Origin of the sequence: Paenibacillus sp. FSL K6-2862 (genome assembly GCF_038005125.1) — a bacterium.
In the GTDB taxonomy this organism is placed as follows: Bacteria; Bacillota; Bacilli; order Paenibacillales; family Paenibacillaceae; genus Paenibacillus; species Paenibacillus illinoisensis_A.
In genome coordinates, this window is record NZ_JBBOSN010000001.1 from 4,305,936 (window position 1) to 4,329,948 (window position 24,013).

Sequence of the window (24,013 nt, forward strand, 5' to 3'; positions counted from 1 at the left end):
ATCATGCAGTTCATAAGGACATCTGAATTATCAAAATCATATGTGATAATGATTATCATTGTCAAATTAAATTTTCATCTTTTCTTCATTTTCAGGATATAGTTACACAGCAAATCCAAAACAACAAAAGCCCCTTCTGCCCACCCCAACTGGCGTACAGCCCCTTTTTTGTTGTACAATAGTATCCAAATGACTTTTGAAGGATGGATAAACGACTATGTACGTAGCATCGAACTGGAAGGACTATGAAGTAATCGATACAGGAGGCGGCGAGAAACTGGAGCGTTGGGGCGATGTCATCTTGCGCAGACCCGATCCACAGATTATTTGGCCTCTCGAAAAAGAAACCAATGAATGGCGCCAGGTGCACGGTCACTATCACCGCAGCTCTTCCGGCGGCGGCAGCTGGGATATGAAGAAGCCAATTCCGGAACGCTGGACCATTGGATACGAAAACCTTAAGTTTCACATTAAACCGACCAGCTTCAAGCATACAGGCCTGTTCCCTGAACAAGCTGCCAACTGGAGCTGGATGATGGATAAAATCTCGAATGCAGGACGGCCCATCTCCGTACTTAACCTGTTTGCCTACACGGGCGGTGCAACGGTTGCTGCAGCTTATGCCGGTGCTTCAGTAGTTCACGTAGATGCAGCCAAAGGAATGGTGCAGTGGGCCAAGGAGAACGTTCAACTCTCGGGTCTTGCAGACCGCCCTGTTCGTTTTATTACGGATGATGTATTCAAATTCGTACAACGGGAACAGCGCCGTGGTAACCGTTACGATGCGATTATTATGGATCCTCCGTCCTACGGCCGGGGACCTAATGGAGAGACGTGGAAGCTGGAAGAGAACCTCTACCCCTTCTTGAAATCTTGTATGAGTATTTTGTCGGATAACCCACTATTCATGCTGGTTAATTCCTACACTACTGGCATCTCATCCACAGTTCTGCGCAACATGCTGACGATGACGATGTCAGCTCAATACGGAGGCAGCATTACTGCAGGAGAGATCGGTCTGCCGATTACACGCAGTGGTCTGGACCTGCCTTGCGGCATTCTGGGACGCTGGGAGTCATGATGTCTGATCACGTACAGCCATCGGGTGATATTCCTGTACTATACGAGGATAATCACCTGTTAGGCATTACGAAACCTGTTAATGTGCCTACCCAGGAAGATGCCTCGGGAGACCCCGATCTGCTCACGCTCCTGAAGCAGGATTTGAAGGAACGGTACAATAAACCCGGCAATGTATATCTCGGTCTGGTTCACAGGCTGGATCGCCCCGTCGGAGGTGCAATGATTTTCGCCAAAACCTCCAAGGCGGCTTCCAGGTTGTCTGAAACGGTCCGCGGACGGCATTTCCGCAAAATATACGCGGCTGTTGTCCATGGTAAACTACCTGCGCAGCAGGGTACGTTGAGGCATACTTTGCTGAAAGATGCGCGAACCAACACAGTAACAGCTGTACCAAAAGGTACACCCGGCGGGAAAGACGCTGTTCTGGATTACCGGGTTATCGGTCAAACGGACCGATACAGTCTTGTACACATCGAACTTCACACTGGCAGATCGCACCAGATTCGTGTTCAAATGAAAGAATCAGGCTGTCCTTTGTTTGGAGATCAGAAGTACGGGGCAGGTGTGAACAAGCCTGGGCAGCAGATCGCTCTCTGGTCTGCCATCGCGGCTTTTCCGCACCCGGTAACCAAGGAAGAGATCACATTAAGATCGCTGCCTCCCCGCGAGTTCCCATGGGCGGAATGGCCATCTGGCGTGTATGAGGATGCGTTTAAAGAATAATGGACTAACCGTGTATCCGAATCTATATTCTCGGTACACGGTTTTTTTAACAACGTTTCTTGATCGAGACGACAATGTATTACGACCATTCAAGATAAAACGAAGATCTGTTAGAGAACAGAGCCAGTACTCCTGGATGGAGAAAGGAAGTTTGCATTCAAATGACACCGTTCACTAAACAAGTCGTGGCCATTATTGCATCTATACCGGAAGGCAAAGTCATGACCTACGGCCAGATAGCCGCTCTTGCGGGCAGCCCACGTGCTGCAAGGCAGGTTGTGCGCATTCTTCACTCCATGAGCCGCAAGGAGCGACTTCCCTGGCATCGTGTCGTTAACGCCAAAGGAGAGATTGCCATTCCGGATGAACACTCTCGCATGATGCAGGAGACCGAGCTCATCAGCGAAGGTATTGAATTTCAGCTGAATGGGACCATTAACCTCCAGCAGTTTGGATATGATCCTGGGCCGGTATTTCTTGACGGTTTATCGGATAACCCGGAATAATTCTTGTCCCCTTTCTCCAATACAAAAAGAGCCCCCGCAGTTCAAACTGCTGGGGCTCTCTCTCATTCAATCGCTTTGTAAACAAGCGTAGATCGTATGAATATTAAACGATGATACCAGTAATATATTTAAGCTGTTGCATTCGCTTTTTGATGCTGTTCCACCGGTGTCGGTTCAATCGCCGGCTTTGTCTTACGGATAAAGAACGCCAGAAGCATTGCGGCAACGGTCATCCAGGTAGCTACCGTAAATGCGTAGTTTACCCCGTAGATGGTTGCATCTGCCGTAGCACCGAGCATAGCAGCTTGATCTTCAGGATTAATCTGTCCCAAGGCAAGTGTATCTGCCAGGTGGGATTTCAATTTACTGCTCATGATCGTAACCAGAATGGCTGTACCAATCGCACCAGCAACCGTACGAAGTGTATTAGACATCGCTGTACCGTGTGCATTCAAACGCTGTGGCAGTTGGTTCAAACCTGCAGTCTGAATCGGCATCATCAACATCGACATACCGAACATCCGTGCAGTATAGATGAACATCATGTAGCCATATGTTGTATCAATTGACAGGCGGCTGAGTCCCCATGTCGTAATTGCAGTAATCGCAAGACCTGCAACGGACAGCCAGCGTGCCCCAACTTTGTCAAAGATACGGCCTGTGATTGGTGACATAATCCCCATCAGAATCGCACCAGGCATCATGAGCAAACCTGATTCAATTGGTGAGAAGCCGCGAATATTTTGCAGGAAAATCGGAAGCAAAATCATGCCGGCAAACATCGCCATGGTCACTAGCATATTAATAATTGTAGTTAATGTGTACATGTTGTATTTGAAAATGCGGAACTCCAGCAGCGGATGATCCGTTGTCAGTTGACGAACAACGAACAGGATCAGCGATATGGCACCTACGACCAGGCAGCTGATAACAATTGCACTTCCCCATCCATCTGTACCAGCATCACTGAAACCGTACAACAAGCTACCAAATCCAAGTGTGGACAAAACAACGCCTGGATAATCGAGTTTCGGTTTGGATTGACGGGTTACATTTTTGACAAATGCAATACCGATTCCTGTTGCAATTATGGAGAATGGCAAGATGATGTAGAACAGCAATCTCCAGGAATAATGTTCAACGACATAACCGGAAAGCGTTGGTCCAATGGCTGGAGCAAGGATCATGGCGATCCCCATTGTACCCATGGCCTGACCGCGTTTCTCGATCGGGAAAATGGTCAGGAATACGACAGTCATCAGAGGCATCAGAATACCTGCGCCTGCTGCTTGAATCACACGACCAACCATCAGAATGGAGAAATTCGGACTAATTCCGCAGACGAGCGTTCCTAATGTAAATAACGTCATCGCCGTAATAAAGATCTGACGTGTTGAAAATCTGGCAATCAGATAAGCCGTAACCGGAATTAGCACACCATTGACAAGCATGTATCCCGTTGTCAGCCATTGGGCTGTATTAGCCCCGATACCGAGATCTTCCATGATTTTGGGAAGAGCCACGTTCATCAGGGTTTGGTTCAAGAAGGCTACAAATGCACCAATCAGCAGCGCGGCTACAATCGGTCCCTTCTTAATGTTGTCCATCGCAGAGGATGGAGCTGCAGCGGTAGTACTCATGGGTTGTTCATCTCTCTTCCTTCTAACTTTTCAATCATTTGAGTATGAATTCTTAGCAGATGCTCGAGATCTTCTTTTGGAATATCCAATATGGGAGATACTCTTTCCATCCACAACTGGTGTGTTTCCTGCTGTGCCTTATCTCCTTTATCCGTAATTTGCAGCATGACGGATCGGCGATCAGAATGGGAACGTGTCCGGACTATGTATTCACCCTTGACAAGACGTTCAACCACAGCACTCATGGAACTGCTGCCCATATGGCACAGTTCAGCCACCTCGTTGATGCCAATGGAAGGACGCTCCTTCAAAATGGATAACACCATAAATTGAATCGAAGTTAACTCGATCTGCTTGTTTTCATTCCAGAATGCCCGAAACAGCATTTGATTCACTTGCCGGAACGAATTGATAATGTAGAATACTTCATACGTATCAATCATTAATTCACCCTTTTTACTTTTGGAATATAATATTTCGCACACGAAATATCAGGGGAACAATTATTTATTATAACAAAAATAATGACATAGTCAACTCTTTACATATAAATTTTCTGAAATTATTCATAGCCCTATGAAACAGACAAATCATCTCACTCCAGACAAAATAAAATACCATAGCACTCCTGCTTGTATCCGCAGGAGTGCTATGGTATAGCATTAACTCTAAATCATATAATCATGAATTATCCCCTGTCCATCATCATTCATTAGGAAGTAGAAGACAACACATGCTCCTTTGTTTTGGGTGCTGTCATCTTACCCAGTAGATAGACAAGCAGCTGTTGGTTGTGCATTGAAATATTGCTGAGTACGGAATTCATGAAATCATTTCGAATGGCCACGCCACGTTCCGTCTCCATTCGTCCCTTGTCAGATAAGGAAACCCATACGATTCTTCGATCGTTGTCATCCCGATCTCTACGAATCAAATTATTTTTTTCCATACGGTCAAGCAGCATGGTTACGGCCGCAGGTGTTGTAGCCAAAAAAGGAATCAGATCGGATGGTTTCATTTTCTGATGATCCTCAAGAACCTCCAATACAGCCAGCTGTGCCTCTGTTAAAGAGGGGGCCAGTTCCTGATCCATATGCAGCTTATAGTCCTTGGTGAGCCTTGACCAGCACTTGGCAAAATCGGAATTATACATCTTGAATCGCTCCTCTCTGCAACCCGGTTTTTCACTTCACTAGCTTAACTTTTCGCGCTAAAAACCCGCATTCCTGCTGCATTTTTTCAATTTCCTAGCGATCGACCGTAATCGACGAAGGTTGTTAAACTTCGCATGGACAGCCTCTTTTAATCCGAGCTTGAACAACAAAAAAAGACTCTTTGCACGACAGAGTCAACTGCTGTGCAAAAAGTCCTTTTACTCATTTTACGATGTTGATGCTGGCTGATTTTCATCGAAATTCATGAGAAGTTCCACGATTTCATCCTGTTTCTCCACATGAACCAGCAGTTTGCCAATATGTTTGCGTTCCGTAATCGGTACACCTTCAGAAGAAATCGGATACGCCTGCCCTTCTTTGGTCATTACCGTAACGTTTCGTTGTTCCCTGCAATAGAAGGCTCCGGCTATGCGGCTTCCGTTCGGCTTCACACGCTTGCCTTCTTTGAATTCGAATGTGGCAATACCTTTGCCTCCACGACTTTGCAATGCATAGTCCAGCAGCAGCGAACGTTTACCATAGCCCAAGTCGGTCAGCACGGCAATCTCACCCTCATCACCTTCCACCCATAGGGCAGAAACGACTTCATCCGTCTCTTTTAACTGAATACCACGAACCCCTCCGGATACCCGTCCCATTGGATTGACTTCATCCTCACGGAAACGAATCGCCATCGCTTCCTTGGTGATCAGCATAATATCCTTGCCGCCTGTGCTCAGATGTACAGACAATACCTCATCGTCCTTACCCACTTTGCAAGCAGCTACAGCTCCGGAACGTTTGGTGACGTACTCTTTCAGCTCGGTACGCTTCACCTGTCCCTTACGTGTAACGAAGACGAGACTGTGACCTTCTTCTTCGAAGGACTTGACTGCGAGCACACTCGCGATACGATCATCCTTCGCTAACGGGATGACATTGACAATGGCTGTACCAGGGTCTTTCCACTTGAATTCCGGCACCTGGTGAACAGGCAGCAAAAAGTACTGGCCTTTTTGCGTGAACACGAGCAGGTTTTCAAGCGTATTGACTTCAAGCACCTGTGAAATATAGTCGCCTTCCTTTACACCGCTTCCGTTGCGTTCGCCGCCTGAACGAGTAAAGGACTGCATTCCCGTACGTTTCACATAACCCTCTTTGGATAATGTAACAAATACATCTTCCGCGTTAACGAGGACTTCCAGATTAACCTTAAGTTCTTCCACCTCGCCCTGGATGGCCGAACGACGGTCAATCCCGTATTTCTCCCGGATCTCCATCAATTCTTTGCGGATGACACCAATTAGCTTGCGGTCGCTATCCAGAATGGAGCGTAATTGGGCAATCTTTTTCATCAGATCGTCAAGCTCCTTCTGGAGGGATGAGATCTCCAGATTGGTCAAACGGTACAGCTGCAGCGTCAAGATCGAATCTGCCTGGCGCTCCGAGAATCCGAACATCCACATCAGATTATTTTGCGCGTCCTGACGATTTTTGGATGCCTTGATTGCTGCGATGACTTCGTCAAGAATGTTTAGCGCCTTGACCAGACCCTCCAGCACGTGTGCACGGTCTTCCGCCTTCTCCAGCTCATACTTGGTCCGGAATGTCACCACCTCGCGCTGATGGGCAATATAGGCTTCCAGGATGGATTTCAACCCAAGCTGTTGAGGTGCCTTGTTCACGATGGCAACCATGTTGAAATTGTAGGTTACCTGAAGATCGGTTTTTTTCAGTAAATAAGCCAGGATACCTTGCGCATCCGCTTCTTTTTTCAATTCAACCACGATACGCAGACCGTCACGTCCACTCTCATCGCGAACTTCGGCAATACCTTCTACTTTTTTCTCAAGTCGAATATTCTCCATGGCTGTCACAAGTCTGGATTTTACCACTTGATATGGAATCTCGGTGATGACAATCTGCTGCTTGCCACCGCGCATGTTCTCGATATCCGTTTTGGAGCGAATGTAAATTCTTCCTTTACCTGTCCGATAAGCATCCAGAATACCTTCGCCACCCATGATTAAGCCGCCTGTAGGGAAATCCGGACCTTTCATGAACATCATGATCTCGTCCAGCTCAATCGATGGTTTTTCCATGACCGCGATGCAGGCATCAATGACTTCACGAAGATTATGCGTTGGTATCTCGGTTGCAAAGCCGGAAGAAATCCCACTTACGCCATTAACCAGTAGGTTGGGATAACGAGATGGCAGCACAACCGGCTCTTTGGCTGTATTATCGAAATTGTCCTTAAACAGAACAGTCCGTTTCTCGATATCTCGCAGCATCTCCATCGCGATCGGCGACAATCGGGCCTCTGTATACCGCATCGCAGCAGCCGGGTCATCATCCTGCGATCCCCAGTTGCCATGACCGTCGACGAGCACATGGCCCATTTTCCAAGGTTGTGCCATCCGCACCATACCATCATAGATGGATGAGTCACCATGGGGATGGTAGTTACCCATCACATCACCGACAGTTTTTGCGGATTTGCGATAAGGCTTTTCAGGCGTATTACCGGAATCGTACATGGCGTATAGAATACGACGCTGCACGGGTTTCAATCCATCCCGAACATCGGGAATGGCCCGATCCTGAATAATATATTTGGAGTAGCGACCGAACCGGTCACCAACGACCTCTTCGAGAAAGGCCGGCAAAAATTGTTCTGATAGACTCATTCCAAGCACCTTCTATTCTTCGTACTCTGTAAAGTCGACGTTCTCTACAATCCAGCGTTTACGCGGATCGACCTTATCACCCATAAGTGTTGACACACGACGCTCCGCTTTGGCAGCATCTACAATCTCCACCTTGAGCAGCGTCCGTGTCTCCGGATTCATCGTCGTTTCCCACAGCTGGTCCGGATTCATCTCACCCAGACCTTTATACCGTTGAAGTTCGACGTTGTTTCCAAACTCCTTCATGTAATTCGCCAGCTCATCATCCGTCCAAGCGTAGCGAACACTTGCCATTTTGCCGGACTTGCGGGTGAGCTTATACAATGGCGGCTGTGCAATAAATACTTTACCTTCATCAATCAGAGGTTTCATATAACGATAAAAGAAAGTCAGCAGCAGCACCTGAATATGTGCACCATCCGTGTCCGCATCCGTCATGATTATGATTTTGGAATAATTGCTGTCTTCAACGGCAAATTCAGTCCCAATACCCGCTCCGATCGCAGCCGTTATCGCACGATATTCCTCGTTTTTGAGGATATCCGCCAGCTTTGATTTCTCCGGATTGAGCGGTTTCCCCTTCAGAGGCAGTATGGCTTGAATCTTCGAATCGCGTCCCTGTTTCGCTGAGCCTCCTGCGGAATCCCCTTCAACAATAAACAGCTCGTTCCGGGTAAAATCCTTGGATTGTGCAGGAGTCAGCTTGCCATTCAGGTTGGAACTTTCACTGCGCTTTTTGCCTGTACGCATCTCGTCACGGGCCTTGCGTGCAGCTTCTCTTGCCTTGGAGGCCTGAACCGCTTTGCGAATCAGCGTCTGAGCCACCTGCGGGTTTTCTTCCAAAAACCGCTGCATGTTCTCCGAAACGACCGAATCGACCGCACTTCGAGCGGAAGCGCTGCCGAGTTGATCTTTCGTTTGTCCAACGAATTCCACTTCGGACATCTTTACGCTGATGACAGCCATCATGCCTTCGCGCAGATCATTACCCTCAAGATTTTTATCTTTTTCCTTAATCATGCTGGTACGTCTTGCATAGTCGTTCATCACACGGGTATACGCCGTTTTGAATCCGGTCTCATGTGTACCGCCGCCCCTGGTCGGGATCGAGTTAACAAACGAAGCCAGCGTTTCGGTATACCCTGCGTTATACTGGATCGCCACTTCGACCTCGATGTCGTCCTTCTCCGCATAGAAGTGAATGACATCATGCAGCACATCTTTATTTTCGTTCAAATACGCAACAAACTGGCTTGCTCCGCCTTCATACATGTACTCATCCTGATTGCCTGACCGTTCATCTTTCAGAACAATTTTCAGGCCCGAGTTCAGAAAAGCAATTTCCTGAAGCCGTTCTGCCAGCGTATCATAATTCAATTGAATGCCATTTTGGAAGACACGTATATCGGGTTTAAACGTTACTTTAGTCCCTGTCCGGTTGGTATTCCCGAGTACTTCGAGTCCCGTTACCGGCTCTCCGACATGTTCAACACCCTTTTTGTCCTGCCAATATTCAAAACGTTGACGATGAATCTTGCCATCACGGAAGATTTCGACTTCAAGCCACTCCGACAAAGCGTTCGTTACCGAAGCACCTACGCCGTGCAGTCCGCCTGATTTCTTATATCCTGATCCACCGAACTTTCCGCCTGCGTGCAAAATCGTAAACACGACCTGGGGAGTAGGAATTCCTGTTTTATGTATACCTGTCGGAATTCCCCTTCCGTTATCCTGAACCGTAATAGAACCGTCCTTATGCAGCGTGATATCGATTTTGGAGCAGAATTTGGCGAGATGCTCGTCGACAGCGTTGTCCACAATTTCCCATACCAAATGATGCAGACCTGAAGTACTGGTGCTGCCGATGTACATCCCGGGCCGTTTCCGAACCGCTACCAGTCCTTCAAGTACTTGAATGTCGTCCGCGTCGTAGCCTGAAGATCCCTGTCCTCCGCCTGTCGAACCTGCCGACATATCGATTTGCTCGACCATTCATGCTCCCCCTTCTTAACTTGCAACTGAAAAAAAACCTAAAATGCAAACAGATGTTTTCTTATCCTTGTCCATTTTAATTCAAGATATCCCGTTTCGTAAAGACAAGGAATGACACAATGAGTGAGGCAATGCCCCAAACACTAAGCACAATAAGGGAAAAACCCAAATTCATTCCTTCAATCGGTGGCAATCCGCCGGACAAATAATCCGGAAGTTCCAGATTAACCATGAACAGGTATTTGGCTGACTGCCAAGAGGCAGCCATATTCGTAAGAATGGTTCCTGCAATAAGCGCAGCCATCATAATAACAATACTTGCTGCCGTGCTGCGAACCAGTACGGAAACCATGAAAGCCAGAATGGCGACAATGACGCTCACAAACCATATCAATCCTGCCTGCATGAGAAGATACAGCCATTGATCCACGGCGTGTACGGCAGACAGATCCACATCGGTACCCACAACCTTGAATCCGGTAAAGATCGGCATGCCGAAACCTTTATAACCGAATACTGCACCTGATATAACGTAACAGATAATATACGCAGATACGACGATTATAGACACAAACATAATCAGGGTGACCAGTTTGCTGAGCAGTACTTTCCAGCGTTTGACCGGACGAGTCAGCAGCATCTTGATGGTACCTGTTGTGCGCTCACCCGACACCAGATCCGAGGCAATGGCCATAATAAGCAGCGGAATAAACAAGCCAACCGCATTGTTCATGAATTCCCGGGTAAAAGTTACGCCATTGGGCTCCTCCGGATTCACGTCATTTTCCAGGTAATATTGCATTTGCTGGATATAAACCGTGCGGTACTTTTTGTATTCCTCAGGCACCCGGTCGCTGCCCAGTGAATTTTGATTATCCGTGATTGCCTGCTGAAGTTCAAGTCTCCAGTCGCCACCAAACTTGTCGCGGTTATTTTCCGCAGATTTCATCTGGGCATACGTAAACATCGGAACCAGAACCGCAAGTACAATAAATATAATATAAAGACGTTTCTTCTTCACCATCTTAATCGTTTCATTTCGGATGAGCGGCATGATATTACTCAATGGATTCACCTTCTGTCATCTTTAAGAATAATTGTTCCAGTGTCGGCTGAACCCGCTGCACACCTTCAACCTGAATCCCTGCCTGAACCATCTGATTCACAAGACCCGCGATGCGATCCTCGTGCATTTCAGCAACAACCGCATTGGATCCAAGCCCTGCGATAATGGTATCATCCATTACCTCGGCAGGACGATCCACTAATGCTATACCTGCATCAAGCAGCATTTTCCTGCCCTCCTCCAGAGGTGAGACATGCCATATGGCGAATTTGGAGTGATCTTCAATTAATTCATCTACGCCTCCAACGGCAAGAACCCGGCCTGCACTGATAATGGCAACCCTGTCACACAGAAGCTGAATTTCACTCAGCAGGTGACTGCTGACGAATACAGCCATCCCTTCGCTTGCAAGTTGTTTGATAAACACCCGGAGCTCCTTAATCCCTTTGGGATCAAGTCCGTTGGTGGGCTCATCCAGAATCAGCAGACGTGGGCGTCCAAGCAGGGCCTGGGCAATACCCAACCGTTGGCGCATGCCTAACGAATAGGTTCTCACTTTATCATGAATTCGTTGATCCAGACGGACAATATCCACCACTTCCTGAATACGGGCATGATCTACACCAGGCTGCATCCGGGCAAAATGCTCCAGATTCTCCCAACCTGTCAGGTATGTATACACCTCCGGATTTTCCACGATGGAACCGACATATTGAAGAGCGCGCTCAGGATCGCGATTCACATCATAACCACAGACTTTAATATTGCCTTCTGTCGGTTTGATCAGGTCAACAAGCATCCGAATGGTTGTTGTTTTCCCGGCTCCGTTCGGGCCGAGAAAACCAAAAATTTCTCCAGGCTTCACTTCAAAAGTGACATCTTTGATAATCCATTTGCGTCCTATTTTCTTCTTAAGATGCTGCACAGACAGTACATAATCGCTCTGCGGCTCTGCCATTAGTTCGTGCTCCCTTCTGCCGGTGTTTCAGCCTGATATTCCTGCGCGATCCGAACCGCAATCTCCTCGTATCCTGCACCGTTCGGGTGGAAGTGATCGGAAGAGAGATACTCGCCCAGATGATTTTCAAACAGATCAAAGGTGGGTACAAGCGTCATCTTATCCTCTTGGTTCAAAATTTGAAGCGCAGCATCATTCCATGCAGCTACAACCGCATTGCCGGGAACCTCCAGCTCCTTCACATCCCCAAATGGGTTATAAAGACCTATGTACGCAATCTGTGCTTCCGGATTGATCTCCTTAACTTTCTTCAAAATTTCCTGGAGACGTTTGGACGTTTCAGGCAATGCTGCAGCCAGGTTTTCGGCGGTCGGCGGATCCTCACCCTGCAATACCTGACCACCCTGAAAGAGATCATTAGCTCCAATGGACAATAAGATAAAGTTGGATTGCTGGAGTACATAGCGTACACCCTGTTCATCCAGTTTACTTAGTAATGCATCCGTTCTCAGGCCATTAACTCCCAGGTTGTTCAGAACCTGAACATCATGTCCCTGTTCCTTTAAAATATTACCTGCACGCCTTACAAAGCCCAGTCCTTCATCATCCCCCGTGCCTCTAGCCAGAGAATCACCAATAACGGCCATTCGAATTTTACCATCATCAACTGGAGTTGCAGGTTTGCTGGCCTCATCGGCCGGTGTTTTCGTCGATTGCCCCGTCCCTAAAGCTGGATCCCCCTCAGGAAAGATGACGTCTTTTATGGCATAACCAAAACCGAATAATAACAGAAGCGTTGCCAAAATGGACACTGTACTGATCGTTCTCCAGATCCATGGCGCTGAATCAAGGGTTTTTCTTTTCATTCATCACATCTCCGCTCATGAACACCTGGTTGGGTGCTTATAATTTAAAATGGTTTGACATTAAGATGACGCTTTTTCTAAATAACATAAATGTTCTGTCGTTAATTTGCAAATTTTGCCGCTCTTTCTTTTTTAAAATTTATAAATGGAAAAAGGCTATGCCTCACACAGATTTCGCTGTGCTGACATAACCTTTTTTCGAATTAAATCTGAACGTTATTCATTCAAATGACTTATTTGCCGATAAATTCTTGAGCCCAGTAACCGTTGTAGTATCCAACACCGATTTGAGTAAAGTTTTTGCTCAGGATATTCGCCCGGTGGCCTTCACTGTTCATCCATGCAGTAACGACTTCCTGAGGCGTTTTTTGACCTTTGGCAATGTTCTCACCAGCGTAGCTGTAAGTTACTCCAAATTGTTTCATCATATCAAAAGGAGAACCATACGTTGGTGATTGGTGATCAAAATAGTTGTTGTTACTCATGTCTTTTGCTTTGGCAAGAGCGACTTTATCCAGAAGTGCATCGGATGCCAGTGCGCTCAGACCTGCTTTGGCACGCTCAGCGTTCACCAATTTTACAACCTGTGCTGCAAAATCGGATTGAGTTGACTCATTACCAGTGTTGCTTGTGTTATTACCTGTGTTACCCGTGTTGTTCGCATTACCAGAGTTGCTGCTGTTCTCAGGCTTTTTCGTTGGCGTAGCAGCTGGTTTCTCTTCTTGCGTTGGTTGAGACGGTTTTGTTGTTGTTTCTGGTTTTGTTGTTTGTGGTTTTGTTGTTTGTGGTTTTGTTGTTTCTGGCTTCGTCGTTTCAGGCTGTGCTGCTGGTTGTTTGACAACCTGGCCATTTGATACCGTAATTCCGTTATCCTTCATCCACTTTTCAAGCAATGTTTTCAGGCTAGTTGCATCCGTAAGTTTAATAGTAGCTTTATATGTGGACACCTCTGCCGCGGAAGCAGAAGCAGGGAGCATAATTCCTACGGCCAGTACAGCTGTCAGACCTCCAGTGACGACGGTTTTCAACAAGTTCTTTTTCAAATTCATTCATCTCCTCGAAAATTAATTAGTTACAACTTTGTAATTAATACTCTAGCAGTATACCAATTCATACGAGTGATGTGAACCTATAAATTATGGAAAAGTTACTTTTTTGTAATCTTTGATTGCGTTTCAAAAGCATCAAACTGGTTTAAATGTTTAAGTCATGCTTTAAGACATGAACCTATATCTGTAAGTGCATTAAAAGTTGAATTATAGTTTTGAAATGATAAGCTCATTGCTTGTATCAATTATATAAGGCATATAGTTTTATTCATGTGAACTGCCTACTACACTATCATATATGAAAAACATCCTTTAAGGGACGTCCTTATTTAACCAAAAAAAAGACATCCGGAATCCATACTTGTCCGAATGTCTCGAGTTACCTGTACATCAACGATCTGGTTGAGGAATAGGTACCTTGTTTTGAAGAATCTTTTCTATAGAAGGACTTTACTGAAACGATATCCTCTCTTTTGAAAGCCAATGTGCTCATAGAAAGAATACGTTGATGAAGCAACTTCACGATTCGCACCGGTGACAAACAATTGTTTCCCACCTTGCTGTCTGCCCCAATCCTCAGCACGAGCCATCAGACGACGGCCAATGCCGCCTCCACGGTACTCTTGCCCTACAATCAAGGACGTAATTTGAGCGGCAGGTTCTGGATAGGCATGACTTTGCACACATTGCAAGCCGATCATACCAATAATTTGTTCATCCACTTCGGCAACAAGCATGCACGCGTTTGGATTACTCTCCAAACCTTCAATGCGCTCTTTCATAACATTGGCTGTTGTCGGATAGCTGACCTCTCGCATCAGTCCCGTTACCGCTTCAGCATCTCGCAGTTCACACTCTCGGATCGTCAGTACAGGGGCCTGGGCATTATTGGACATGATTTACCTCCACTTTCAGCATATTTGCGGCTTGAACCGCCGTTTTTCGAGCTTCTTCCACATCATGGCCTGCACTAAGTGCTACAGCCATCCGGCGTCCCACTTTGACCTCAGGTTTGCCAAACACACGAACCTGCGTACGTGGAAGAGCCAGTGCTTCTTCAATCCCGCCTATAGTAAAGTCTGATGTTTCATGATTGGCTTTCAGCGTAGCTGAAGCTCCAGGTGTAAGCAGATGCACATCTGTCACAGGGAAACCCAGAATTGCACGCACATGCAGCGCAAACTCGGAGCTATCTTGCGTTACCATGGTAACCATACCTGTATCATGCGGACGAGGTGATACCTCGCTGAACACAACTCCGTCCGAAGTCAAGAATAGTTCGACACCGAACAGCCCATAACCACCTAGCTCATCAGTCACAGACTTGGCAATATGGCAAGCTTGCTCCCATTGCTGCGGAGTCATTGCATGCGGCTGCCAGGATTCGACATAATCCCCATCTTTCTGAATGTGACCAATCGGAGGACAAAATACAGTTCCTGATACAGATCTTACGGTGAGCAGCGTTATTTCACTGTCAAATTTCACAAAGCTCTCCACGATGACACGTACAGATTTGCCGCGCGCTCCAGACAGAGCGATATTCCAGCAATTCTCCACGTCATCCGTCGTGTGGCATACACTCTGCCCTTTACCGGAAGAACTCATCAATGGTTTGATCACACAAGGTGTACCCAATTCACGAACGGCTTCTTGAAGCTCTTCCAAGTTGTTCGCAAATAGATATGCTGCTGTCGGAAGTTTCAATTGCTCTGCCGCCAAACGCCGGATGCCTTCGCGATCCATCGTTAAACGGGCAGCACGTGCCGTCGGCACAACACAGAATCCCTCTTCTTCAAGCTCTAACAAGGCTTCTGTCGCAATCGCTTCGATCTCTGGTACGATGTAATGAGGTTTTTCCTTGCGAATCAATTGTTTCAAAGCTTCGGCATCTAACATGTCGATGCAGTAAGACCGGTGTGCTACCTGCATGGCAGGTGCATTGTCATAACGATCAACAGCGATCGTTTCAACTCCCAGTCGATGGGCCTCAATAACGACCTCTTTTCCCAATTCTCCGCTACCCAGCAGTAGCATTTTTTTGGCTTGAGCCGTAAAAGGAGCACCCCACATGTTCTTTCCAATCCTCCCAAAGAGAAATCTTCTATATCTGTCTCTCTATTTTCGGGGTTTTGGTTAAAGATTGCAAGGGTGCTCCCTATTTTTCTTGTGAATTTTACAAGATTTTTTGTGTTTTTTCGATCAATTTTTACAATTACCGTTCACAGATTCGATACTCTTTCCATTGCTCCCAAATCAAGGATATGATTGTAATATTGATCTGAGATCACCAATGAACCTGATCCTACCTTCTTCCCGAGAGTTCAGCAACCTGTAATATGCCGATTTTTCTCTCGGAAAATGTCATTATGTGAAGAAACATAGGCCATCTTAGGCGCCTTCGGATTCAAGTATTGTTTCGCACTGTTTACCGCCACAATCGCATCATTAAAAGCTCCGGCAATCAGTCGTACTTTACTCTCATGGGTTGCACAATCTCCTGCCGAAAAAATACCGGGTACATTGGTCTCTGCAAGCTGGCTCATTACAATCATACCTTCGCTCATCTCCAGACCGCAGCGGGCAAGGCCACTTACGTGGCTTGTATACCCATGACTAACCACAATTTCATCCACTTCGAGCCAAACATTCTCCCCGGTGTCTACGTGAGTTATAACCACCTGGTGTATGCGGTCCCCATTCCCGTGTAACCGCGTAATTTGATAGGGTGTACGCACATCCGCTATGTTTTTCATATATTTCACATTTCGTTCCATGGCGCGAAATTCCGATTGACGGTGAACAACTGTTACAGTTTCAGCTTGTTCCGCGAGTTCGATAGCCCAGTCAACAGCACTATTGCCTCCGCCTGAGATCAACACATGTTTACCCGTAAATCGTTCCAGACTTTGCAACGTATAATGGAGATTGCTCCGCTCATATTCACTTGCTTCTTCCATTTCAAGCCTTTGAACTTCAGCCATTCCTCGACCTATTGCGATAATAATGGAGCGTGTATAATGCAACTCGCCCTCGTCAGTATGCAAGGCGAATAGTCCGTTGTCCAGGCGAGTGAATCTGTCTACGCTACGATTCAACACAACGGTTGGATCAAAAGTGGTCGCCTGCTGGACGAGCCACTCAATCAACCTGGAGCATTTCATAGGTGGCACTCCCCCCACATCCCATATCGTTTTATCCGAATAGGTATGTAGAAACCCGCCAAGCCGATCTTTGCCTTCAATCAATTTCACTTTCATTTCGCGCATACCCGCATAGAAGGCCGCATACATGCCTGCAGGGCCGCCGCCAATGATTGTCACATCATTAATGTCTTCTTTATGCATTTCGGACACATCCGTTCTGGTTTTATCAATCGAAAGCAACTCTGGCAATATTAAGGTCTACCTTATTTGTTCTTCTCTTTAAAAGCAGCAACGATATCATCAATCACATAACTGTCGGCAAGCGGAGACATCCCCAGATTGAACCATTCCTTTCCACCAACCATATAGACATGATCATTCTTGACCGCCTTCAGATTTTTCCACAGTGAGGTGGTTAACATCTCGTCAAACTTGCCTTTTATTTCCTTGTTCGTCTCATCATCCAGTTGTACGATCAGATGATCTGCATCGTATTCGGGCAATACTTCCAAGGATACGGACATTGCAGTTTCGGATTCAGGAAAATTAGGGAGTGGTTGCAAACCCAGCTGTTTATGGACGAATCTTCCCCGATCAATGTTCTCGCCATGTAAAATAATTTCCTTCTCCATCACTCTGATGTACAGCACAGTCTCGTCACCAATCAGGTTGTGCAGCGTTTCGGCGCCTTGTTTCTCATGCTGCTCCAGGGTTTGTATCACCTGTTCGGCCTGCTCTTCTTTCCCCAGAATCGCTGCTATACCACGCAGTTCATCTCGCCAGTCATTATGCTCTGGCAGCAGCACGGTTGGAGCAATCTGCGAGAGCTGATCATAGTCCTTTTTCGACCACCAGACAGGAGCAATAATCAAGTCAGGGCCTGCATCAAGAATCGCTTCAAAGTCAGGTGTTCTTGCGATGCCCATCTTCAACGTATTGGAGAAAGGGTCTTGCAGATACGCGGGAAATTCGGAATGATAGTTCTGTACCGCCACAGGTACGATACCGAGTGCATATAAAAACTCCGGGTATACAACCGACAGAGCGATTACCCGTTGTGGTGATTCCGGTATGGTAATATCGCCCATTTCAGTGTGGACCACTTTTACCTTGTCAGCTTCTGCTGCTGATGAATGGGGCGCTCCTGTTGCTTGCGCTTCACTTGAAGACACCTTCTGACTGGTCGGACTACATGCAGAAATCATGAGTAAAATCAAAATTGCACACACCATTGTAAACCCTTTGAACTTCACTTCGTATGTACCCCCTATATGTCAATGAGATATGATAATGAGCAATTAATAATAATTATCATTATCATTTAGATATAGGAGTAGTATATTAAATTACGTTCCTGCATGATATTGACGATTCGGACTTTTTGCTATGGACGATCTTGCCAGAGCTTTAATATTTCATCCAGCATCAGTTCATGGGTAAACGCAGTGTAATCCAGCAGAACGCCCGGCATGAGTATATCAATGCATCCATTTTGGACTGCTGTCGTATCATTCCAACCTTCAGAGTTTTGAAGAGCGTTCCACGTTTGCTTAGACTTTTCATCCTCCTCCACGATCAACAGCATTCTATCTATTGAGAGCTTCGACAGTTCTGTAACTTTCACTGTTCCCAGCTTCCAGAATGCCTCTATCCCTTCAGGACCGTTCATTTGCAAGTCCACATAAAATACAGAAGCTATGCTCCTCGGCCCCAGCACCTGCAGCACTTCGCCATGTACTCTCAGTACAAGCAGCCGTTCTTCCCGAACGCTGTCTGCAAGCTGTGTTCTGACCATCGCTGACTTCTCATCATATCTTTGCAGCCACGCCTCCGCAACATCTGATCTGTCCAAAAAACGGGCAACATATTTCAGGTGATCCCGCCAATCCCCCTCATCCTGCGGAATGATGCATACTGGTGCAAGAGAACGAAGCTGATGAGCCAGCGTGTCCGACATTTCTCCCTCAACGGTGATGATATAATCCGGATCCACCATGCGAAGCTGCTCCAGCCATATGGCTTCCACCTCAGCCAGCGGCATGACTTTGTTCGTTTCATATTTGCGTCTGTAATACTCAGTCCATGGATGACTCGCCTTTGCGGCACAAGGAATAATCTGCAAGGCAAGGAGAGTTCCTATACTCAAGGAATGAACAGCTGCTATTTTTTGCTTGCTGCCCTGTATAAATGCTGCTGGGGGAATACCCGAGATTTGCTTGAATTTACGCCGGAAGTACATTTCATCCTGATAGCCCACGTATGATGCAACATCCTTGAGTCGATAATTGTGATCGTTTCTCATTAAAATCTGGGCTTGCTTGATTCGGAAAAAGGTCAAATAGTCCATCGCACTGCAACCATGTCTTTTTTTGAATAAACGCATGAAGTGACGAGAGCTCATTCGTGCAATGGTCGCCAGCTCCTCAATCGTTATTTTGTTCATATAATTTTGTTCGATGTAGTCTTTTACATGTTCTACGGGAGAAGTGGAAAAACGCTCTTCTGCACGTACCACATCGTTGAACATTGTATACAGTAATTCCTGAAAACGAATTTGACCATAGTACCTTTGTAAACCATTCTTACTCCGCGCTTGCTGATAGATCATCTGACAGAGCTCACCAACCGCAACCGCCGAAGCACATATGACCTCAGCGTCACAGGGATCCCCCAGAAGTTGCTTCATAATATCGAGAACTTCAGGATCATCTTGTTCCGCCAAGTGCATCACTTCGAAGTTCATATGATACACCCCTCTTTCATCCAGTGAATGAACATTTGCCTCAACCAACTGCCCAGGCTGTCCGATGTACCAGGCTCCTGCACGTAATTCAATAAAGTTGCCATCTACTGTTAACCAGCCCTGACCACTAGCCATAAACAATAACATATATGTGTCCAGGAAGTGTTTTCTCAAACACCAATTCCTTACATAATCGCTTGCGCCAGGTTGATCCACATATATGAGCTTAAAGTGTAGATGATCCAGCTTGTCAAAACGTTTTAATTGCATTTCGCTATGTGCTTCCTGCATCGTTCTCCCTCCAGCCGTCCCGATTCGTTCTTCTGGTAATCCTTAAAATATAGCACAATTCCGTGAATGAACTAAGTGCCAGTAGGAACAGCTATACACGCGCCCCTTCGCAAAAAAACGGCCCGCACAGCACCTTTTGAATAAAAAAAAGACACTCCGGGCATTCCTATTCCCTGCCTCCAATAAAACAATTTGCTTATCTTGAAGGAAAAACCAGGGTTATAGGGTGCCGGAGTGTCAAGTGCATCAGTCACAAAAATCTAAAACATACCTAGGCCAGAATTCATGTTATAAAAATCTGTATTGCGCTTCGATGAGACCATTATAAACGCCTTGTTTCTGGATAAGTTGCTCATGGTTTCCTTCTTCCTTAATTTCACCGTGATCGAGCACAATAATGTTATCTGCATTCCGGATCGTGGAGAGTCGGTGAGCGACCATGAAAGAGGTTCTGCCTTTAAGCAGCACTTTCAGTGCTTCCTGAATTTTGAGCTCTGTCTCGGTATCAATGCTTGCTGTTGCTTCATCCAGAATAAGAATCCGTGGATCCGCGAGCAAGGCACGGGCGAAAGACAATAGCTGCCGTTGTCCCATGGACAGCACGTTTCCTCTTTCTTCAACCTCCGTATCATATCCACCAGGCAGCTTCATAATAAATTCGTGGGCATTGACCGCCTTCGCAGCCTCCTCCACTTCTTCATTGGTTGCATCCAGTCTGCCAAATCGAATATTGTCTCGAATCGTTCCGGAGAAGATAAAGGTATCCTGCAAGACAATGCTTACCTGACTGCGCAGACTCTCAACCGTAATATCCTGTATATCATGGCCATCAATTGTCAGTCTTCCTCCGGAAATATCATAGAAGCGGCTAATCAGATTGATAATTGTACTTTTTCCTGAGCCGGTGTGACCAACCAGTGCAATGGACTCGCCTGCTGCGGCCTTAAAGCTGATTCCTTTAAGCGCCTGTCTGCCTTTCTCGTATTCAAAAACGACATTGTCAAAAACGATATCGCCTTTAATAGAAGGAATCGGCTTCGCACCCGGTTTGTTCGCAATGCTTGGTTCCTCATCCATGAATTCGAAAATGCGTTCGGAGGAAGCCATGGCTACCAGCAGTTGATTGTACATCTGACCCAAACGGTTGATCGGATCCCAGAAGTTACCCACATAGTTGGCGAAGGCAACAAGCAAACCAACAGTTAATTGACCATCTTGAATCAGGTAGGCACCAAACCAGAACAGGATCAATGTACCGAAACCGCCGGTAATTTCAATGAGCGGTCCAAAGCCCTGGTTCATGGCCGATGCTTTGTCCCATGATTTTTTGCTGGACAAGTTCATGTTGTCAAAGTATTTCATGTTTTCTTTTTCCTGTGTATACGCCTGAGTCACGCGAATCCCCTGAATGGATTCATTCAAGTGGGAGTTAATCCGGGAGTTCTTCATGCGTACATCCTGCCAGGCACGGCGGATCAGTACCCGCAGCTTGGTGGAGATAATAAACATGATCGGTACCGTAATAATAACGGCAAGGCCGAGTTTCCAGTTGATGAGCATCAATATGACGATAATACCCAATAACTGCACGCAGTCGATCATGACGTTGACTGCACCATTGGTGAACAAATCCTGCAATGAGTTGATATCATTCGTGACACGAACGAGTACGGAACCCGCCGGTCTTTTGTCAAAAAAGTTAAAGGACAGCTTTTGAATATGTTTGAACAGATCCGAGCGAAGGTCATAAATGACCCGCTGTCCTATAATGTTGGTTAATTTGATCCGGTACGTATTGGCAGCCCATTGAATGAGATAGAGCAGGAGTACCGAACCCCCAATAATATATAACAGGGTCATGCTTGGCAGTCCGTTCTCTGGTGCTATGGCTCTGTCAATCGCCAAACTGATCAAGAAAGGAACTGACAACTTCGTGATTGTACCCAAAATCATCATTAATATGATCAGCGGCAGAAGCTGCCTTGCATAAGGTTTCATATAGCCGAACAAACGTCCAAATTCTTTCCAGTTAAACGGTTTCTCAATGATCTCATCGTCCTGATAGACGAATCGTTCATTTATATTCTTCTCAGAGGTCCCTTTGACCTCGCGCCTGTCTGCTACCGTTTCGGCACTCATGAGTTCACCTGCTCCCCAGCCTCCCGCTTGCCGCGGGCGATGTAGTCTGCGTATTGAATTTTGTAAACATCCTGATATGGTCCAGGTTCTTCAATAAGACGTTTGTGTGTACCGCGCTGAACGACACGTCCTTCATCCAGTACCAGTATCTCATCTGCATGTCGCAGTGAGGAAATCCGGTGTGCAATGATAAAGGTTGTTCTTCCTCGCATGACCTCCTGGAAACCGGACTGGATTTCATGCTCGGTCTCCATATCCACTGCACTGGTTGCATCATCAAGTACCAGAATTTTCGGATTTTTGAGCAAAGCTCTTGCGATCGCAATCCGCTGTTTCTGACCCCCGGAAAGACCCATGCCTCGTTCTCCAACAACCGTGTCATATCCGTCCGGAAACTCCATAATGAAATCATGTGCTTTGGCCAGCTTCGCTGCCCGAATAATGTCATCCATGCTTACGTTTTTGAGACCATACGAGATATTGTTGCGTATGCTGGAGGAGAACAGGAACGTTTCCTGAAATACGGATGCGATCTGGCTCCGCAAGCTGCGTATCCCCATGTCCTTAATATTTTTGCCATCCAATTTGATGGTTCCCGAATTGACGTTATACGCACGCATCAAGAGCTGAATAATGGTGGATTTACCGGAACCTGTGCCTCCGAGGAAACCGATAACCGAGCCCGGAGGTGCATCAAAATTGATATCGGTTACTGCCGCCATTTTATTGCCATACGCAAAGGTTACAGAATCAAACGTTACATGCCCCTTAACCTGATCAGCCTCGACAATAATTGGATCTTCTGTCTCCTGCACGTCCACCGGTGTATTCAACAGTTCAAGCACCCGTTCGCCCGAAGCTTTGGATTGCGTATAGTTGTTGATATGGAATCCAAGGTTCCACATTGGTCCGATTATGTACCAGATCAAACTGAAAAAGGCAACGAGTTCACCAAGTGACAACGTCTGATTGATGACCATTCTTCCTCCAATGATAAGAAGGAGTACAACGCTTACAGAAGCAAGAATCTCCATGATGGGAAAATAACGACTCCACAATGTTGCAGCATGAATCTGATTCGTTTTATAACGCTCGTTGCGTGTGGAAAACTTCTCCACTTCGTAAGGCTCACGTGCAAAAGATTTTACGGTACGCACTCCAGTAATATTTTCCTGTACGGCTGTCGTCAATGAACTGAGCGCCAGTCGCATCTCCTGGAATGCAGGGTGGATCTGGGATTCAAATCTTAGCGCAACAAAGGCAAGCAGAGGAATACATATGAGCGTCAGCAAGGTAAGCTGCCAGCTCATCGTCATCATCATGATTGCGCCGAATACGACCATCAAAACCATGTTGAGAATCTGTGCAAAGCCAAATCCGATAAAGTTGCGGATGGCTTCCAGGTCTCCCGTGAGGCGGGACATCAGATCACCCGTCTTGGCCGTATCATAATAACGGAAGGATAAAAACTGAAGCTTTTCGTAACATGCGTTACGTAGTCGGTACGCCAGAAAGTTACCAAGGCGTCCTCCATAAAACCCGTGTAAAAACTGCATTCCCGCTTTCAAAATCACAACACCTAACACGGTCAAAGCAAGTATGGGAACGTCTTCAAAATTGCGCGGTATAATTACGTCATCAATCAGTATCCTTAGCAAATTCGGATACACCAGCCCGAGCGCAGTCGCTATGGCGAGGAACAAGATTGATACAAATAAATACGTGCGCTTTTCCCAAAAAAAGGTTTGCAGTTGCCTGAGAACATCCATGTTTCTCCTCCTCTTGTCTCGTTCAAAAACAGTATGAACATTTATGAAGTTTATCACCGTCCCCCATTCGCGGCAAAGCGAATAACTGACCATATTCAGGCTACTTTCTCCTTAATGCGTCATTAACGGGAATAAAAGACCACCTATCAATCAAATGTTTGAATATTCTCTTTGTTTCAGGTTGTTCGGACAAAAAAA

General features: G+C 46.3%; 19 protein-coding genes. 3 read left to right on the top strand and 16 right to left on the bottom strand.

Going from position 1 to position 24,013, the window contains the following annotated elements; all coding sequences use genetic code 11:
* Positions 1-217 precede the first annotated feature (217 nt).
* The 3 genes from MHB82_RS19320 to MHB82_RS19330 all read left to right on the top strand — a co-directional run bounded on the left by MHB82_RS19320 (position 218) and on the right by MHB82_RS19330 (position 2,312).
* Positions 218-1,081, top strand: coding sequence for a class I SAM-dependent methyltransferase (locus MHB82_RS19320; RefSeq protein WP_095292682.1), 864 nt, complete (start codon positions 218-220; stop codon positions 1,079-1,081).
* Positions 1,078-1,806: an RluA family pseudouridine synthase gene (locus MHB82_RS19325; protein WP_261780034.1), complete on the top strand. Its 729-nt coding sequence runs from the start codon at positions 1,078-1,080 to the stop codon at positions 1,804-1,806. Before MHB82_RS19320 ends, MHB82_RS19325 begins: the two co-directional genes overlap by 4 nt.
* A 161-nt stretch (positions 1,807-1,967) precedes the next feature.
* Positions 1,968-2,312 (top strand): MGMT family protein, encoded by a 345-nt coding sequence (locus MHB82_RS19330; protein ID WP_095361857.1) that lies wholly within the window; start codon positions 1,968-1,970, stop codon positions 2,310-2,312.
* 128 nt (positions 2,313-2,440) lie between these two features.
* On the opposite strand, the gene MHB82_RS19335 is transcribed toward MHB82_RS19330, so the two are convergent.
* The 16 genes from MHB82_RS19335 to MHB82_RS19410 all read right to left on the bottom strand — a co-directional run bounded on the left by MHB82_RS19335 (position 2,441) and on the right by MHB82_RS19410 (position 23,815).
* Complete coding sequence (locus MHB82_RS19335) at positions 2,441-3,952, bottom strand: DHA2 family efflux MFS transporter permease subunit (protein WP_095361858.1); 1,512 nt, start codon at positions 3,950-3,952, stop codon at positions 2,441-2,443.
* A complete protein-coding gene (locus MHB82_RS19340; RefSeq protein ID WP_095361859.1) occupies positions 3,949-4,395 on the bottom strand; it encodes a MarR family winged helix-turn-helix transcriptional regulator in 447 nt (148 codons plus the stop codon). The genes MHB82_RS19335 and MHB82_RS19340 overlap by 4 nt, the downstream gene beginning before the upstream one ends.
* A 269-nt stretch (positions 4,396-4,664) precedes the next feature.
* Positions 4,665-5,105, bottom strand: a complete 441-nt coding sequence (locus MHB82_RS19345) for a MarR family winged helix-turn-helix transcriptional regulator (protein ID WP_110758922.1) — start codon at positions 5,103-5,105, stop codon at positions 4,665-4,667.
* Positions 5,106-5,333: 228 nt separating this feature from the next.
* Positions 5,334-7,796, bottom strand: a complete 2,463-nt coding sequence (gene gyrA / locus MHB82_RS19350; protein WP_183521571.1) for a DNA gyrase subunit A — start codon at positions 7,794-7,796, stop codon at positions 5,334-5,336.
* A gap of 12 nt (positions 7,797-7,808) precedes the next feature.
* Entirely contained in the window at positions 7,809-9,788 is a 1,980-nt protein-coding gene (gene parE / locus MHB82_RS19355) for a DNA topoisomerase IV subunit B (protein ID WP_095361862.1), read from the bottom strand.
* A 76-nt stretch (positions 9,789-9,864) separates the two neighbouring features.
* Entirely contained in the window at positions 9,865-10,854 is a 990-nt protein-coding gene (locus MHB82_RS19360) for an ABC transporter permease (RefSeq protein WP_095292704.1), read from the bottom strand.
* A complete protein-coding gene (locus tag MHB82_RS19365) occupies positions 10,847-11,812 on the bottom strand; it encodes an ABC transporter ATP-binding protein (protein ID WP_095361864.1) in 966 nt (321 codons plus the stop codon). Before MHB82_RS19365 ends, MHB82_RS19360 begins: the two co-directional genes overlap by 8 nt.
* Positions 11,812-12,678: a GDSL-type esterase/lipase family protein gene (locus MHB82_RS19370; protein ID WP_341175638.1), complete on the bottom strand. Its 867-nt coding sequence runs from the start codon at positions 12,676-12,678 to the stop codon at positions 11,812-11,814. Before MHB82_RS19370 ends, MHB82_RS19365 begins: the two co-directional genes overlap by 1 nt.
* A gap of 233 nt (positions 12,679-12,911) precedes the next feature.
* Positions 12,912-13,721, bottom strand: coding sequence for a CAP domain-containing protein (locus MHB82_RS19375; protein ID WP_341175639.1), 810 nt, complete (start codon positions 13,719-13,721; stop codon positions 12,912-12,914).
* Between the two features lie 443 nt (positions 13,722-14,164).
* A complete protein-coding gene (locus tag MHB82_RS19380; protein WP_095292715.1) occupies positions 14,165-14,623 on the bottom strand; it encodes a GNAT family N-acetyltransferase in 459 nt (152 codons plus the stop codon).
* Positions 14,613-15,800 (bottom strand): formate-dependent phosphoribosylglycinamide formyltransferase, encoded by a 1,188-nt coding sequence (gene purT, locus MHB82_RS19385; RefSeq protein WP_341175640.1) that lies wholly within the window; start codon positions 15,798-15,800, stop codon positions 14,613-14,615. Before purT ends, MHB82_RS19380 begins: the two co-directional genes overlap by 11 nt.
* Before the next feature lie 251 nt (positions 15,801-16,051).
* Complete coding sequence (locus MHB82_RS19390; RefSeq protein ID WP_341175641.1) at positions 16,052-17,074, bottom strand: NAD(P)/FAD-dependent oxidoreductase; 1,023 nt, start codon at positions 17,072-17,074, stop codon at positions 16,052-16,054.
* A gap of 62 nt (positions 17,075-17,136) precedes the next feature.
* Entirely contained in the window at positions 17,137-18,126 is a 990-nt protein-coding gene (locus MHB82_RS19395) for an ABC transporter substrate-binding protein (protein ID WP_341175642.1), read from the bottom strand.
* Positions 18,127-18,257: 131 nt separating this feature from the next.
* Positions 18,258-19,907, bottom strand: a complete 1,650-nt coding sequence (locus MHB82_RS19400) for an AraC family transcriptional regulator (protein ID WP_341175643.1) — start codon at positions 19,905-19,907, stop codon at positions 18,258-18,260.
* Between the two features lie 288 nt (positions 19,908-20,195).
* The gene (locus tag MHB82_RS19405) at positions 20,196-22,046 is read right to left on the bottom strand and encodes an ABC transporter ATP-binding protein (RefSeq protein WP_095361870.1); all 1,851 of its coding nucleotides are present in this window, start codon (positions 22,044-22,046) and stop codon (positions 20,196-20,198) included.
* Positions 22,043-23,815: an ABC transporter ATP-binding protein gene (locus MHB82_RS19410; protein ID WP_095361871.1), complete on the bottom strand. Its 1,773-nt coding sequence runs from the start codon at positions 23,813-23,815 to the stop codon at positions 22,043-22,045. The genes MHB82_RS19405 and MHB82_RS19410 overlap by 4 nt, the downstream gene beginning before the upstream one ends.
* Between the last annotated feature and the right edge of the window lie 198 nt (positions 23,816-24,013).